Here is a 15,890-nt window from a genome sequence, read left to right on the forward strand (position 1 = left end):
CGAACCAGAAGGAGAAAAATCCAAGACAGGCAAAACCCTTGCTAATCTGCACCAAATAAGAACGAGAGGAACCGCATGAAGCAACCAAACACCGACGACATGGTCCACGTCACCCGATGGGCGTGGGGAGAAAAAGAATGGTCACCGTTTTCGGCCGCCGAAATGGACCGTCGACAAAACGCATTACGTGCTCACCTTGACGCCGAAAATATTGATGCCTGTCTGCTGACCTCTTTTCACAACATCTGCTACTACTCCGGTTGGCTGTACTGCTACTTCGGGCGTAAATACGGCATGGTCATCGACGCTCAAGCGGCCACCACCATTTCTGCAGGCATCGACGGCGGCCAACCATGGCGACGCACCCACGGCGACAACGTGGTGTACTCCGACTGGCGACGAGACAACTACTACCAAGCAGTGCGCTCACTACTCAAAGGCGCCAAACGCTTAGGCGTCGAGTTCGACCACCTCAGCGTGGAACAATTCCAAGCCCTACAAACTGAACTCGACGGCGTAGAACTGGTCGACATAGGCGCCGCCACCATGTGGATGCGCACCATTAAATCCCCCGAAGAACACGACCTGATTCGCCACGGCACCCGCATCTGCGATCTGGGCGCCGCCGCCTGCGTAGAAGCAGTGGCCGCCGGGGTGCCCGAACACGAAGTAGCCCTCGCTACCACCCAAGCCATGGTGCGCGAGATCTCCCAAAGTTTCCCCTTTGTAGAACTCATGGACACGTGGACCTGGTTCCAATCGGGCATCAACACCGATGGCGCCCACAACCCGGTCACCAACAAACTGATTGAATCGGGTGACATATTGTCTATCAATACCTTCCCCATGATCTTCGGTTACTACACGGCGCTGGAACGCACCCTGTTTTGCGACCACGTGACCAGCGACGAACACCTTCGACTCTGGGAAATAAACGTCGAAGTGCACGAACGGGGTCTCGAACTCATTGTGCCCGGCGCCCGCTGCTGCGACATTGCCGCCGAACTCAACGACATTTACCGCAGTTACGACCTGCTGCAATACCGCTCATTTGGTTACGGCCACAGCTTCGGGGTGCTCAGCCACTACTACGGCCGAGAAGCCGGGGTAGAACTACGCGAAGACGTAGAAACAATACTGGAACCCGGCATGGTGGTTTCCATGGAACCCATGATCGCTATCCCCGACGGCCAACCCGGCGCCGGCGGTTACCGCGAACACGACATTTTGATTATCGGCGACCAAGATGCCGAAAATATTACCGGCTTCCCCTACGGCCCGGACCACAACATCATCGACGGCTAACTCGGCGAGCCGAAACCGCCGCCACCCGGGGTTTCTATTTCTATACGATCGCCCGTTACCACGTTGGTTTGAGCACTGGCCCCAAACTCGGTGATCGTGCCATCGGCAGCAATCAACCGGGTGTGACCCACCGCCCCCGGCAACCCGCCATCCACCCCGTAAGGCGGCACCACCCGATGACCCGACAACACGTTGACCTCCATGGCTTCTTCAAAAAACACTCGACGCACCGTGCCGTCGCCGCCCCGGTGCTTTCCCGCCCCGCCAGACCCTCGCCGGATATGAAAAGTTTCAAGTCTCACCGGAAAACGCCACTCCAAAACTTCCGGGTCGGTTAACCGAGAGTTCGTCATATGGGTATGGACCGCATCGCAGCCATCGGCCCGAGCAGTGGCCCCTGAACCGCCACAAATGGTTTCATAGTTTTGGTAGTCGTCGTTGCCCCAAATAAAGTTATTCATCGTCCCCTGTGGCGCAGCCAACACCCCGACCGCCCCAAATAAAGTGTCCACCACCACCTGGCTGGTTTCAACATTGCCGGCAATCACGGCCGCCGGGTACGACGGGTTAATCATCGACTCATCAGGCAAAACCACCTGCAAAGGCTTCATGCACCCGGCGTTCAAAGGAATGTCATCGTTGACCAAACAGCGAAACACATAAAGCACCGCCGCATGGGCAATAGAAGAAGGAGCATTGAAGTTGCCGGGGTGCGTGTCGCTGGTACCAGTGAAATCAATACAGGCCGAACGGTCAGCGTGGTCCACGGTAATGGTCACCGAAACCTGATGGCCATCATCCATTCGGTAAGTAAACGACGAATCGGTCAAGGCATCAATAACTCGCCGTACCGACTCTTCGGCGTTATCTTTGACATGGCCCATATAGGCGTGCACCACCTCGAGGCTGTAATGGTCGATGACCTGCCGCAACTCGGTGGTGCCTTTTTCGCAAGCCGCCACCTGGGCTTGTAAATCGGCAATGTTTTGCTCTGCGTTACGAGCCGGCCAACGGCCACCCGTTAACACGGCATGAATCTCGTCATAAAGAAAACGACCTTGCGAAACCAGCAACAAGTTGTCGATCAACACGCCCTCTTCGTCCACCGTGGTGGAATCCGCCGGGGCCGACCCGGGCACCCGGCCACCCACATCCGCATGGTGGCCCCGCGAAGCAACATAAAAAATCACTTCGGTTTCCGCATCGTTAAACACCGGCTTAATCACCGTAATATCAGGCAGATGGGTGCCGCCGTTGTACGGAGCGTTCATCACGTACACATCGCCCGGGTTCATGTGCGGGTTCTGGCGAATAATTGACTTAATGGATTCACTCATTGAACCCAAATGCACCGGCATATGCGGGGCGTTGGCGATCAACTCGCCGCTGGGGTCAAAAATGGCGCACGAAAAATCCAGCCGTTCCTTAATGTTGACCGAAGCCGCCGTGTTCTCTAACACCACCCCCATTTGCTCGGCGATGTTCATAAATAAGTTGTTGAAGATCTCCAACTGCACGGGGTCAACGGTGGTGCCCACCGCTACCTGAGCGGGTAGCGCCTCTACTCTTTCAAGCACTAAGTCGCCGTTGGTTTGCGCAGTAGCGGCCCATCCCGGTTCGACCACGGTGGTGCCGGTTTCTTCTAACAACACGGCCGGGCCAGCCAAAGGCTGCCCTGGAGTCAACGAAGAACGATCAACAAACACCGTGTCACGGCTTTGGCTCGCCATGACTGTGGAGAACACTCCTTGCTGGCCGGCTCCGGGAGCAGCAGCCTCCGGCACCAAGTCCACAGCATCGGTGGCCCCCACGGTCTCCACCTGCATGGACTCTACGACGAGAGTTTTTTCGGGCGAAATAAAACCAAAACGGGCCCGATGCTGCTCTTCAAAAGCGGCCTGCACCTCGGCCACCGAACCAGCATCCACCGACAACGCAGTATCCGAACCGGCGTAACGCAAACCCAGACGACGTACCGCAGAAATGCGATCCTCGGCAACCCCCTGGCTAGCCACCGTGGCCCGACCATCAGCTTCCATTTGTGCCCAACGGGCAGCCAAACCGGCTAAAAGATCATGATCCAAATTGGCTTCAACCGAGCCGTCAACCACCTGGCGTATATCGGCCAACCCAATACCTAAAGCCGAAAGCACCCCGGCATGAGGGTGCAGGTGAATACGAGAAATACCCAGACGATCAGCCACCAGTCCAGCGTGCTGCCCGCCCGCCCCACCAAAACAAACCAAGGTGTACGAAGTGATGTCATAGCCCCGCTGCACAGAGATTTTCTTAATGGCATTAGCCATGTTTTCTACGGCAATAGAAAGAAAACCCTCGGCAATGGACTCAGGGGTTTGCCTCACCCCAGAAGCAGCAGAAATAGTGTCGGCCAAAGCATCAAATTGTTGACGCACCGTGGCGACATCTAAAGGCTGGTCGCCTTGCGGGCCAAAAACTTGTGGGAAAAACTCTGGGCGCAAACGACCCAACAATACGTTGGCATCGGTGATAGCCAACGGGCCGCCGTTGCCGTAACAAGCCGGGCCCGGGTCGGCACCCGCCGAATCGGGGCCCACCCGCAAGCGCGCCCCATCAAAATGCAGAATCGACCCGCCACCCGCGGCCACCGTATGAATGTGAATCATGGGAGCCCGCACCCGCACCCCCGCCACCTGCGTTTCATGAGTGCGCTCAAGCTCACCGGCGTAATGCGACACGTCGGTGGAAGTACCGCCCATGTCGAAACCGATCAGTCGATCAAAACCCGCTGCTTCAGCGGTACGCACCATGCCCACCACACCACCCGCCGGCCCAGAAAGCAAAGCATCTTTGCCTTGAAAATGGTGAGCATCGGTCAGGCCACCGTTGGACTGCATAAACATGAGCCGCGGCCCTTGCCCATCGGGACGCAGTTGGCTATCAACTTGGTTGACGTAACGACGCAAAATGGGGGACAAGTAAGCATCGACCACCGTGGTGTCGCCTCGAGAAACCAGCTTCATCAACGGGCTCACCTCGTGGCTAACCGACACCTGACTAAAGCCCAATTGGCGAGCCAAAGCTCCAAGCGCCGCTTCGTGTTCGGTGTAGCGATAGCCATGCAACAAAGCAATAGCTATTGAGTCAAAGCCAGCATCTTGGGCGGCTTGCAGGGCAACACGTGCTGCAGCTAAATCAAGGGCCGTAAGAACCTCGCCCTGAGCCGTCACCCGCTCATCAACTTCAACAACTTCTTGGTAAAGCATTTCGGGTAAAACAATGTCTAAGGCAAACAACTCAGGCCGCGCTTGGTAACCGATACGCAGGGCATCAGCAAAGCCCTTGGTGGTAAACAAAACAGTGGGCTCACCTTGGCGTTCCAACAAGGCATTGGTGGCTACCGTGGTACCCATTTTTACGGCATCAATGGCTTCGGCGGGCAAGGGTTCGCCGTGGCCTACACCCAACAAATGGCGAATGCCAGCAATAGCCGCATCGTCATAATGACGAGGATTTTCCGACAACAACTTATGAGTCACCGTGGTGCCATCGGGGCGGCGCGCTACCACATCGGTAAAGGTCCCGCCTCGATCTATCCAAAATTGCCAACCGCTCATCAATGCTCCCGAAACAAAACGCCTAAACCCTCAAGCCGGTCATCTATGCCGGCCAAGCGTAAACAATGCCACAACATGGCTTGGTTAGACGACACGCAAGGCCTGTCCTCGCACAGAGTTACCAATCCCGAGGGCACAAGTGCAACAAAGGTAAAAAGCACGAAGGTCAGCGCGGGTTGGTTTGACCGGAATATTTGTCTTTGCTGGCGATATTGACGGGGATGCACTACGTTGCCATGATTGCCGGTAAAGGCCGAAGGGGTAGAGCGATGCCAGATGTTGAACTAAATTTTAGCCGAGAAGAGTACGCCGCTCGGTTAACCAAGGTACGCCAGTCCATGGAAAACCACGGCCTTGATGTGGTGGTAACCACGGACCCTTCCAACATGTCTTGGCTAACCGGGTACGACGGCTGGTCTTTTTATACGCCCCAAGCCGTCATCGTTACCCTCGACGATGACCCCATCTGGTGGGGTCGAGGCATGGACGCCAAAGGGGCACTCCGCACTGTCTACATGGACGAACGTCACATCGTGGCTTACTCCGACGATCACGTGATGTCCACCGAACGCCACGCTTTCCAACACTTGGCGGCCTTATTGGTCGCCTCTCGTTTTAGTCAGGCCACCATTGGGGTGGAACTTGACAATTACTATTATTCGGCGGCTTCCCATGGCCATTTGTTGGCTGGTTTGCCCGAAGCCACCGTGGTTGACGCTACGGCGCTTATTAACTGGCAACGGGCCGTGAAGTCGGCGCAAGAACTGGTTTATATGCGTCGCGCTGCCACCATTGTCGAAAATATGCATAACCGAATTCTTGAACTGGTTGAGCCTGGATTACGAAAAAACGATTTGGTGGCTGAGGTGTACCACACAGCAATCTCTGGCACCGATGAATTTGGCGGCGACTACCCGGCCATGGTTCCGCTCATGCCCACTGGGGCTGACGCTTCGGCAGCGCACCTCACCTGGAACGACAAACCGTTCGAAAACGAGGCGGGGACCTTTTTTGAATTGGCCGGCTGCCACCGCCGCTACCACGTGCCGCTGTGTCGGTCGGTGTATTTGGGTACGCCGCCGCAAAAAATGGTCGAAGCTGAAAAAGCGCTGGTGTCAGGGCTAGAAGCCGGGCTAGCAGTCGCTCTACCCGGCAACCGGGCATGCGATATAGCGAATGCCCTACACGACGAGTTAGCCAAAGCCGGCATTGAGCGCGACGCCCGCTGCGGTTACCCCATTGGTTTGAGTTACCCACCCGACTGGGGAGAGCGCACCATTTCATTACGGGGTACCGACGAATCCATTTTGAAACCGGGCATGACTTTTCATTTCATGCCCGGTATCTGGATGGACGACTGGGGGCTAGAAATAACCGAAAGTTTCGCCGTCTCTGCTGAAGGGGCCCCTGAAGTGTTTGCCGACCTGCCGCGCAAACTCTTTGTGAAATAGCCATGCTGGACGACACGCTAAAAATTCTTGATGACTTGATCGCTTTTGAGTCGGTGGCTTTGACCCCCAATTTGGATCTCATTGATTATGTGGTGAACTACCTTGAACCTTTGGGGGCGCGCCTTACCTTGACGCACAGCCCAGACCAAACCAAGGCAAACCTCTTCGCCACTTTGGGGCCAGAAGGCAACGGAGGGATAGTGCTCTCTGGGCACAGTGACGTGGTGCCGGTAGACCCCGCCGACTGGGCCACCCCACCGTTTACTACCGACTATCGCCAAGGCCGTGTTTACGGGCGAGGTACGGCCGACATGAAAGGGTTTATTGCTTGCGTGTTGGCTATGGCGCCTCGCTATGCGGCATTGGACCTAAAACGACCGCTGCACATTGCTTTGACCTTCGACGAAGAAGACGGCTTTCATGGGGCACCCATCCTTTTAGAAGAATTGGTGCGCAACGGGCCCACCCCAGCGGCGGTCATCATTGGTGAGCCAACCGGCCTCCGAGTGGTTGGTGCTCATAAAGGGTGCTTTGAATACACCACCACCTTTACCGGAATAAATGGCCATAGTTCACTGCCCGACGAAGCAGTCAGCGCCGTGCATTATGCGGTGCGCTTTATTGCTCGACTTCTTGAACTTGGTGCAGCCTTGCCGGCCTTGGCACCAACCGACAGCCCTTATCATCCGCCCTCGAGCACGGTAAACGCGGGGGTTATTTCTGGGGGTATAGCCCGCTGCACGGTGGCCGGAGACTGCGTGGTGGAGTGGGAAATGCGCCCTATCCAAGATTCTGATGCCGACTTTGTGCGTACCGAACTGGCGGCCGCTACAGAAGTATTGGTGGCTGAGATGCGTCAGACGCACCCTGAGGCGGCCATAGAAACTGAAACAGTGTGCGAGGTGCGCGGGTTGGAGTTCGCCGAGGGTTCCCCCGCTTTGTTGCTTATGGGGGAGTTGTTGGGGGAAAACCCGGTTGAGGTGGTGTCTTACGGAACCGAAGCAGGGCTTTTTCAAGCAGCGGGGGTGCCGGCAGTGGTGTGGGGGCCAGGTGACATTGAGGTGGCCCATAAGCCTGACGAATCGGTGGCTTTGAGTGACCTCGAAGCGTGCCTTGAGGCCTTAGAAAAACTAGGACTAGATATCCTCACGAAAACGTTATAGTCTCTCACTTACGGCGATTTGCCAACATAGTTGATCAACCTCGGAGAAACCCATGACCAAAATGACCCCCAGCGAAGCCTTCGTCGAGACCATGGTGGCAAACGGCGTTGACACCACCTTTGGCATCATGGGTTCAGCTTTCATGGACGCCATGGACATTTTTGCCCCCGCTGGCATTCGCCTCGTCCCCGTAGTGCACGAACAAGGCGCCGCCCACATGGCAGACGGCTACGCCCGAGTAAGCGGCCGCCACGGTGTAGTGGTCGGCCAAAACGGCCCCGGCATCTCCAACTGCGTTACGGCCATCGCCGCCGCCTTCTGGGCCCACAGCCCGGTAGTTATCGTCACCCCCGAAACCGGCACCATGGGCATCGGCCTGGGCGGCTTCCAAGAAGCCAACCAACTCCCCATGTTTCAAGAATTCACCAAATACCAAGGCCACATCAACAACGAACACCGCATGGCCGAAATAACCGCCCGCTGCTTCGACCGGGCCATGTCAGAAATGGGCCCCACCCAACTCAACATTCCCCGCGACCGCTTCTACGGCGACATTGATGTAGAAATCGCCGAACCCATGCGCCTCGATCGTGGCCCCGGCGGCGAACGCACCCTCAACGAAGCCGCCGACCTTTTGGCCCAAGCAGAATTCCCGGTACTTATTTCTGGCGGCGGGGTAGTGATGGGCGATGCCATGGACGACGCCATAGCGCTGGCCGAACGCCTCGGTTGCCCAGTTGTAAACAGTTACCTCCACAACGACTCCTTCCCCGCCAGCCACCCACAATGGTGTGGCCCTCTCGGCTACCAAGGCTCCAAAGCCGCCATGAAACTCATTGCCCAAGCCGACGTAGTACTGGCCCTCGGTACCCGCTTAGGCCCCTTCGGCACCCTGCCCCAACACGACATGGACTACTGGCCCGCCAACGCCAAAATCATCCAAGTGGACGCCGACCAAAAAATGCTGGGCCTGGTAAAGAAAATCTCCGTCGGTATCTGCGGCGACGCCGGTGCCTCGGCCCGAGCACTAACCGATCGCTTAGCCGACCGCACGTTGGCCTGCGACGCCACCCGAGAAGAACGCGCTGCCCGCACCGCCCAAGAAAAAGAAACATGGGAAGCCGAACTCGACGACTGGACCCATGAAACTGATGACTTCAGCATCGAAATGATTAAAGAAGCCATCGACGAACCAGACAACTGGCTGCACCCCCGCCAAGTATTGCGTGAACTTGAAAAAGCCATGCCAGCCCGAGCCATGGTGTCCACCGACATTGGCAACATCAACTCGGTAGCCAACAGTTACCTGCGCTTCGAAGAACCACGCTCCTTCTTTGCCGCCATGAGTTGGGGCAACTGCGGCTACGCCCTACCCACCATCATCGGCGCCAAAGCAGCCGCCCCCGACCGCCCCGCCATTTCTTACGCCGGCGACGGAGCTTGGGCCATGAGCATGAGCGAACTAATGACCGCCGTACGCCACGACATTCCCGTGACCGCCGTGGTATTTCACAACCGCCAATGGGGCGCCGAAAAGAAAAATCAAGTGGACTTCTACGGTCGCCGTTTCGTAGCCGGAGAACTCGACGGCGGCGAAGACTACTCAGAAATCGCCCGAGCCATGGGTGCCCAAGGCGTACGGGTCAACGAACTTGAAGAAGTAGGCCCCGCACTCACCGCAGCCATAGAAGCACAAATGAACGACGGAGTCACCACGGTCATCGAAATCATGTGCACCAAAGAACTCGGTGCGCCGTTTCGCAAAGACGCCCTGTCGACACCAGTACGCAACCTCGAACAATACATCGACTACGTGTAGGCGAGTTATCTCCGGTACCGTTTGGGGATGACTGAACTTAACGCAACCTGGGGTTTCCCCACCCAAATACGCATCGGTGCGGGCCGCATTAGCGAACTACCCCAAGCCTGTGTAGCGGCTGGCATGACCCGGCCACTCATCGTCACCGACCCCGGGATTGCCCAACTACCCCTCTTAGGCGTGGTCCAAGCAGCACTGGCCGCCGACGGGATAACCGCCGGGGTGTTCACCGATGTCCGGGCCAACCCCGTGGGGGCCAACGTGGACGCCGGCGTAGCGGCCTACAAAAGTGGCGACCACAACGGAGTAGTGGCCTTGGGCGGTGGTTCAGCCCTAGACGTTGGCAAATTAGTGGCCCTCATGGCGGGCCAAACCCGCCCCCTCTGGGACTTCGAAGACATCGACGACTGGTGGACTCGAGCCGACGCGGAACTCATCGCACCAGTAGTAGCGGTACCCACCACCGCGGGCACCGGGTCCGAAGTAGGACGCGCCGGGGTAGTCATCAACGAAACTCAAGGCCGCAAAGTCATTGTCTTCCACCCGGCATTGCTACCCAAAGCAGTCATCTGCGACCCCGAACTAACGGTCGGACTACCCCGCATGCTCACCGTCGGCACCGGCCTCGACGCACTCTCGCATTCCCTCGAAGCGATAAGCGCCCCCACCTTTCACCCCATGGCTCACGGCATCGGCCTCGAAGGCAGCCGCCTGGTGCTCGAACACCTGCCCCGCGTCGCCGCCAACCCCGAAGACCTCGACAGCCGCACCGCCATGCTGGCCGCCGCCGCCATGGGAGCCGTGGCCTTCCAAAAAGGTTTAGGAGCCATGCACGCCTTAGCGCACCCCATCGGCGCCACCTTTGACACCCACCACGGCATGACCAACGCCGTAGTGATGCCCTACGTATTAGAAGTCAACCGACCCGCCATAGAAGAAAAAATAGCGTCCCTAGCCGCCTACGCAGGCATCACCGGCGGCTTCGACGGGTTCATGGAACACCTCTTGGCTCTGCGGTCCGCCCTCGACGTGCCCCACACTTTGGTGGACCTCGGCGTAGACGCCAACGCCGTAGACGCCATTTCTGCCGCGGCCGCCGTAGACCCCTCAGCGGGCACCAACCCGCTGCCTTGCACCCCCGAATTTGCCGCCCAAGTGTTCACCGCAGCCTGTAACGGCACATTAGCCGTAGGATAAAACGCCATGACCCCCGACGAACTCCAAGTTTCCGTAGCCGACGGCACCATCCACACCGTAGTAATGGGCTTCACCGACCACTACGGCCGCACCATGGGCAAACGATTCGACGCCGAATTTTTCTGCGAAGTCATCGAAGACGGCACCCACGCCTGCGACTATTTGCTCACCGTTGACATGGAAATGGAACCCGTAGAAGGCTACGACTACGCCAACTGGGCCGGCGGATACGGCGATTTTCACCTAGTGCCCGACCTCGACACTTTGCGCCGAGCCGCCTGGACCGAAGGCACAGCATTTGTATTGTGCGACATTCACCAAGGCGACGACCACCAACTCGTTGAAGTAGCCCCCCGATCTATTTTGCGCCGCCAAGTAGACGCCGCAGCCCAAGCAGGCTTCACCATCGCCGCCGCCTCCGAACTGGAATTCTTTCTCTACCGAGACTCCTACCAAGAAGCCCACACCAAGGGATACCGAGACCTACAAGCCGCCGGCTGGTACGTCGAGGACTACCACCTCTTACAAGGAGCCCGAGTAGAAGATTACGTCGGAGCCGCCCGCCGAGTACTGACCGCCTCGGGCGTACCAGTAGAAAACTCCAAAGGCGAAGCAGCCATTGGCCAACACGAACTCAACATTCGCTACACCGACGTGCTGACCATGGCCGACCGCCACGTAGTCATGAAACAAGCCATGAAAGAACTCGCTGACCAACAAGGAGTCAGCGTGACCTTCATGGCCAAACCCGATGCCGACCAACCCGGCAACAGTTGCCACCTGCATCTCAGCTTGTGGCAAGGCGACACCAACGCTTTTGTAGGCGACGGCCCCGACGGTCGCTCGGACCTGTTTCGCTGGTTCCTCGGTGGATGGATGCGCCACTGCGCCGACCTGATGCCCTGCTACGCCCCCACGGTTAACTCGTACAAGCGTTACCAAGATGCCTCTTGGGCACCCACCCGCATTGCCTGGTCTACCGACAACCGCACCGCCGGTTTTCGCATCGTGGGAACCGGTTCAGGGCTACGCATCGAAAACCGTATTCCCGGCGGCGACGTCAACCCCTACCTAGCGTTTGCGGCGGCCCTAGCCAGCGGCCTCGACGGCATAGCCAACCAAATAGAGCCACCCGATGAGTTCAAAGGCGACGTTTACGCCGCCACCGATTTGCCCACCGTGCCCCACAGCCTCGAAGCCGCTAATACACAATTTGGAGCCAGCAGCGAAGCCCGCCGACTATTAGGTGACGTGGTAGTCGACCACTACCACCACTTTTTTGCCAGCGAAGTCGCCGCCCACCAAAAAGCGGTAACCGACTGGGAACACCGCCGCTACTTCGAACGCATCTAGATTTTTAGTTCGAAAAGGTTTTTAGCCCGAAAAGCAAACACCTAAAGATTTCGGACTGTTCAAAAAAGTGGAATGGGCACGCTGCGCCGGCACGTTGACCTCAATGTCGGGCAAACGGGTTAGTAACTCTCGCAACATGGTTTCAATCTGCAACCGGCCCACCCGAGCCCCCAAACAAAAGTGCACCCCAAACCCGAAGGCCACATGAAGATTCGGTGAACGAGTTAAATCAAACTCTTCTGGTCGGTCAAAAACCGCTTCGTCCCGGTTAGCCGACGGGTACCACAAGATCACCTTGTCGCCGGCTTTTATCTGTGCTCCGTTGAGGTCAACATCTTTGGTAGCGGTACGACGAAAATGCAGCACTGGGTTAGTGAAGCGCAACGACTCCTCAATGAACCCCGGCAAGTGGGCATCAAGGTCACTCAGCAGCAAGGCACGCTGCTCGGGAAAGGCCGACAGCATTTCCATAGCCCCAGTTAACGACGAACGAGTGGTTTCATTGCCGGCAATGAGTAACAAGAACCACAACAAGATGATCTTCTCGTCATCGAGAGGGACACCATCAACTTTCGAAGAAATAAACGTAGACACCAAACCGTGATCAGGGTTTTGACGCTTGGCGGCAATGACCTCACGGCCGTAAGCAAACAACTCATTTTTAGCCGTTAAAAAATCGGTGACCGTGCCCCCGAACTCCGGGTCATGGTTGCCAATAATGGCGTTTGACCAATGATAAAACTTGCGGCGATCTTCCGGCGCCACCCCCAACATGTGCGACAAAGTCAACAAAGGCATTTCTGAAGCAACATTGTCAACAAAATCCACTTCATTCTGGCCGGACACCGCATCAACAATTTGGGTAGCAAAACGCTGCACATGCTGACCCAAGTCCCGAGTTACCGCCGGACCAAAAGGAGCTCGAACAGAACGCCGAAAAGCCGTGTGATCCGGTGGGTCCATACCCATCAGGTTCAACCGGGTTTCTTCAAGTATCGCCCCGCTAATATCGGCCCCGGTAAAACCACCGGCCCACGACGAAAAGGTGCCAGCATCTTTAGAGATCTCCACAATGTCGGCATGGCGAGTCACGCACCAAAACCCCGGCCCCTCTTTGCCGCCCGCTCGACGCGGCGGCTCTGGGTGAAAAGCCACCGGCGCTTTTTGACGCAAGGCAGCGAACGCTTCATAAGGAGGACCCACCGAAAAAGTAGCGGGATCCCACAAATCAACATCTACAAAATCGTGGACCAAAGGGGAACGCTTCATAAATGCAGCGTAGACGGAAACTGAAGGCCGATCAGAAGTCGGCTAAGCACCGCGGAACAAATCTTTAGCGGTGGACCACAAGCCGGCATCAACAAACTTCAACTCGGCCACCGCTTCGACCAAAGGCACCCGCACCATGCGGTTCGCTTGAAGAGCCACCATAGAACCAAAATCCTGATCATGAGCGGCCTCTACGGCGGCCACCCCGTAACGAGAAGACAACACCCGATCAAAAGCATTGGGGGTCCCGCCGCGCTGCACATGCCCCAAAATGGTGACCCGAGTTTCAAACTTGGTGCGAGCCTCAATGCCCGCCGCCACCACGTTGGCAATACCTCCCAAACGTTGATGGCCGAACTGGTCAACCTCCGGGGGAGAAACCTCCAAGGTGCCTTCTTTCGGCAATGCCCCCTCGGCCACCACAATGGTAGAAGCGAAACGGCCCGTGGCATGGCGGGCCCGCACATCGGCACTGATCTCTTCAATGTCAAACGGTTCTTCGGGGATCAAAATAGCGGTGGCTCCACCGGCGATACCCGCCCAGGTAGCGATATGACCCACATGGCGGCCCATAACCTCAACCACCATGACCCGGTCATGCGACTCGGCCGTGGTGTGCAGACGGTCAATGGCATCGGTAGCAATCTCAACCGCCGTTTGAAAACCGAACGTCATTTCGGTGGCTCCAATGTCGTTATCAATGGTTTTGGGAATACCGATAACCGGAAAACCTAATTCGTAAAGACCTTGAGCAACCGAAAGCGTGCCCTCGCCACCGATCACCAACAGGACATCTACCCCATGGGCTTGGAGGGTGGCCCGGCAGCGTTCTACCCCATTATCCACCCCAAAAGGTTGGAGACGCGTGGTGCCTAAAATGGTGCCGCCACGAGGCAGCAAGCCACGGCAAGTTTCAATATCTAACACCATGGTGTCGTCCTCGATCACCCCACGCCAGCCATCCATAAAACCCACCACGGTGTCGCCAAAGCCGCGCTCCGCTTTGCGCACCACAGCACGAATAACCGCGTTCAAACCGGGGCAATCGCCGCCGCCAGTCAGAATGCCTAACTTCAAGAGGACCGGCTAATAAGCCATCCAAAAACTGGGTCCGTATCGCGGGTAGTCATCATCTCCGGGTGCCACTGCACCGAAACAATCGGTAACCCCGGGCGTTCTAAACCCTCCACCGAACCCTCTTCGTCAAAAGCGGTAGCCACCACACCATCACCCAAATCAGCCACCGTTTGATGGTGCAGCGAGTTGACCTTGTGGTGCTTCGGGTAGATGCTTTCTAAAACGGAACCCTCAGCAAAAGCCACCTCATGGCGTTCGGTAGTTATGGGCAAGTCGAAAGCCCCGTGCTCGGGCACGTCCTGATTTAACGAACCACCAGCGTGCACGTTGATGATTTGATGCCCGCGGCAAATACCCAACACCGGTAAAGCCGCTTCCACCGCGGCATCCATTAAAGCCAACTCAAACGAGTCACGGAGTGGTTCTTTGGCAAAGGCATCGGTTGTTGACTCTTGGCCATAAAGATCAGGAGAAATGTCGGTACCACCGGTCATGAGCAGACCATCGCAGCGTTCAACGGCATCGGCAGGGTCCATGTTGAGTGGCAGATAAACCGGGATACCTCCAGCGGACAAGATGCCCTGTGAATAATTTGTCCAATACACGTGGGCGGGTGCCTCGTACAAACTGGGAATATTGCCCGCCACATCGCGCCCGAAGACCTGCTTGCCAGAAATGCCAATAAGTGGTTTCGTCATACCGCCACCACGATAGGGGTCCACAACAACAGGTCGTCGCCGTCGCGGCTGGCTCGCACCTCAAAACGCAATAAACGTCCGGCTGGTAAATCCAGCGCACCTACTAACCGGTGGCGAAAAGCCAAACGGTCGCTTTCAAAAACCGGGCCCAAATGGTCGCAACCATCCCACCCGACCACGGTGGCCAAACCCGGCAACATGCGGGTCAGAGAAGCCTGAGCTAACCCTTGGGTGTGCCCGCCGTAGACCAACCGCTGGTCAAAAACTGTGGCTTCCGCATCACGATGAATAGCAGCCTGGTTAAAGGTCAAACGAGCCAAAGCAGGAGCCAGATCAACATGATCGGCCAGTGGGTCAATGCACTCTTGGCCCACCTCCCAAGCGGTCACCGGCAAAGCGGAAAGATCCCACTCGGGCACCAGGCTGGACCACGAATCTAACGAAGCCGGGTCAACAGGGCCCGGGATTTCATCCTGGTGGCCCGGAGCATCCGCTCGGCAAGGCAACAACGCCACCCGTTCGTAGCGCACCACCAACTCGGCACCCGCCCGGGTCTCAATGCCCAGCCATACTTTGCCTCGATTGAGTTCGCCCTTGGGAGAAGCATCACGTAAACCCAACACCGTGGTGGTGGTCGCCAAGGTTTCTCCGACCTCAACGGGCCGCAGAATCTCCACCGACCGGTAATAAAGGTTAGCGATAGCTTTTCGTGTGGCATTGGTGGTTTGTCCAATAGCTATCTGCATAACCAAACCCGGGTTGACCAAGGCCGCTGAGCGGCCAGACATTTGCTGATAAAGACCATGGTCGGCGGTCGCTAAATGCTGGTCTCCGGTAATGGCCCGGTAAACAGCGTTGTCGGCTTGGGTGACCGTCAGAGCCGGCAACGGAGCAATGATGTCTCCAGAAGTCAGGTCGTCAAAAAAGGGGCCGTCGGTCATGACGTTAAATCTAGGGCAGGC

11 protein-coding genes and 1 pseudogene are annotated in these 15,890 nt (G+C 57.1%); 6 read left to right on the forward strand and 6 right to left on the reverse strand.

All coding sequences use genetic code 11. The features are described from left to right. Nucleotides 1–75 precede the first annotated feature (75 nt). Nucleotides 76–1,305 carry a M24 family metallopeptidase gene (locus EYQ49_08270; GenBank protein HIG25868.1) on the forward strand — a complete coding sequence of 410 codons (1,230 nt, stop codon included), beginning with the start codon at nucleotides 76–78 and terminating at the stop codon, nucleotides 1,303–1,305. Here the strand turns inward: EYQ49_08270 and EYQ49_08275 are convergent. Then, nucleotides 1,302–4,901, reverse strand: a complete 3,600-nt coding sequence (locus EYQ49_08275) for a 5-oxoprolinase (GenBank protein ID HIG25869.1) — start codon at nucleotides 4,899–4,901, stop codon at nucleotides 1,302–1,304. The genes EYQ49_08270 and EYQ49_08275 overlap by 4 nt on opposite strands. After that, a pseudogene (locus EYQ49_08280) lies at nucleotides 4,901–5,005 on the reverse strand (arylmalonate decarboxylase). Before EYQ49_08280 ends, EYQ49_08275 begins: the two are co-directional and overlap by 1 nt. Nucleotides 5,006–5,170: 165 nt before the next feature. Here EYQ49_08280 and EYQ49_08285 point away from each other — a divergent pair. The 5 genes from EYQ49_08285 to EYQ49_08305 all read left to right on the forward strand — a co-directional run bounded on the left by EYQ49_08285 (nucleotide 5,171) and on the right by EYQ49_08305 (nucleotide 11,884). After that, the gene (locus EYQ49_08285; protein ID HIG25870.1) at nucleotides 5,171–6,352 is read left to right on the forward strand and encodes a M24 family metallopeptidase; all 1,182 of its coding nucleotides are present in this window, start codon (nucleotides 5,171–5,173) and stop codon (nucleotides 6,350–6,352) included. A gap of 2 nt (nucleotides 6,353–6,354) precedes the next feature. Further along, complete coding sequence (argE, locus tag EYQ49_08290; GenBank protein ID HIG25871.1) at nucleotides 6,355–7,515, forward strand: acetylornithine deacetylase; 1,161 nt, start codon at nucleotides 6,355–6,357, stop codon at nucleotides 7,513–7,515. Nucleotides 7,516–7,576: 61 nt separating this feature from the next. After that, complete coding sequence (gene xsc / locus EYQ49_08295; protein ID HIG25872.1) at nucleotides 7,577–9,334, forward strand: sulfoacetaldehyde acetyltransferase; 1,758 nt, start codon at nucleotides 7,577–7,579, stop codon at nucleotides 9,332–9,334. 27 nt (nucleotides 9,335–9,361) lie between these two features. Continuing rightward, complete coding sequence (locus EYQ49_08300; protein HIG25873.1) at nucleotides 9,362–10,531, forward strand: iron-containing alcohol dehydrogenase; 1,170 nt, start codon at nucleotides 9,362–9,364, stop codon at nucleotides 10,529–10,531. A gap of 6 nt (nucleotides 10,532–10,537) precedes the next feature. Further along, nucleotides 10,538–11,884 carry a glutamine synthetase gene (locus EYQ49_08305; protein ID HIG25874.1) on the forward strand — a complete coding sequence of 449 codons (1,347 nt, stop codon included), beginning with the start codon at nucleotides 10,538–10,540 and terminating at the stop codon, nucleotides 11,882–11,884. Between the two features lie 21 nt (nucleotides 11,885–11,905). Here the strand turns inward: EYQ49_08305 and EYQ49_08310 are convergent, their stop codons facing one another. From EYQ49_08310 to EYQ49_08325, 4 genes are read right to left on the reverse strand one after another with little or no spacing between them, the layout of a single operon-like run. Continuing rightward, a complete protein-coding gene (locus tag EYQ49_08310; protein ID HIG25875.1) occupies nucleotides 11,906–13,153 on the reverse strand; it encodes a cytochrome P450 in 1,248 nt (415 codons plus the stop codon). Nucleotides 13,154–13,195: 42 nt separating this feature from the next. After that, nucleotides 13,196–14,230, reverse strand: coding sequence for a 6-phosphofructokinase (locus tag EYQ49_08315; protein ID HIG25876.1), 1,035 nt, complete (start codon nucleotides 14,228–14,230; stop codon nucleotides 13,196–13,198). After that, entirely contained in the window at nucleotides 14,227–14,928 is a 702-nt protein-coding gene (locus tag EYQ49_08320; protein HIG25877.1) for a gamma-glutamyl-gamma-aminobutyrate hydrolase family protein, read from the reverse strand. Before EYQ49_08320 ends, EYQ49_08315 begins: the two co-directional genes overlap by 4 nt. Next, nucleotides 14,925–15,869, reverse strand: a complete 945-nt coding sequence (locus tag EYQ49_08325) for an acyl dehydratase (protein ID HIG25878.1) — start codon at nucleotides 15,867–15,869, stop codon at nucleotides 14,925–14,927. Before EYQ49_08325 ends, EYQ49_08320 begins: the two co-directional genes overlap by 4 nt. Nucleotides 15,870–15,890 lie beyond the last annotated feature (21 nt).

The organism is Acidimicrobiia bacterium, assembly GCA_012959995.1.
Taxonomy (GTDB): Bacteria; Actinomycetota; Acidimicrobiia; order Acidimicrobiales; family MedAcidi-G1; genus MedAcidi-G2B.

Coding starts and splice junctions, on each gene's coding strand:
- EYQ49_08320 (HIG25877.1), bottom strand. CDS start 14,928: ATGACGAAACCACTTATTGGCATTTCTGGCAAGCAGGTCTTCGGGCGC.
- EYQ49_08325 (HIG25878.1), bottom strand. CDS start 15,869: ATGACCGACGGCCCCTTTTTTGACGACCTGACTTCTGGAGACATCATT.
- EYQ49_08275 (HIG25869.1), bottom strand. CDS start 4,901: ATGAGCGGTTGGCAATTTTGGATAGATCGAGGCGGGACCTTTACCGAT.
- EYQ49_08285 (HIG25870.1), top strand. CDS start 5,171: ATGCCAGATGTTGAACTAAATTTTAGCCGAGAAGAGTACGCCGCTCGG.
- EYQ49_08310 (HIG25875.1), bottom strand. CDS start 13,153: ATGAAGCGTTCCCCTTTGGTCCACGATTTTGTAGATGTTGATTTGTGG.
- EYQ49_08305 (HIG25874.1), top strand. CDS start 10,538: ATGACCCCCGACGAACTCCAAGTTTCCGTAGCCGACGGCACCATCCAC.
- argE (HIG25871.1), top strand. CDS start 6,355: ATGCTGGACGACACGCTAAAAATTCTTGATGACTTGATCGCTTTTGAG.
- xsc (HIG25872.1), top strand. CDS start 7,577: ATGACCCCCAGCGAAGCCTTCGTCGAGACCATGGTGGCAAACGGCGTT.
- EYQ49_08300 (HIG25873.1), top strand. CDS start 9,362: ATGACTGAACTTAACGCAACCTGGGGTTTCCCCACCCAAATACGCATC.
- EYQ49_08270 (HIG25868.1), top strand. CDS start 76: ATGAAGCAACCAAACACCGACGACATGGTCCACGTCACCCGATGGGCG.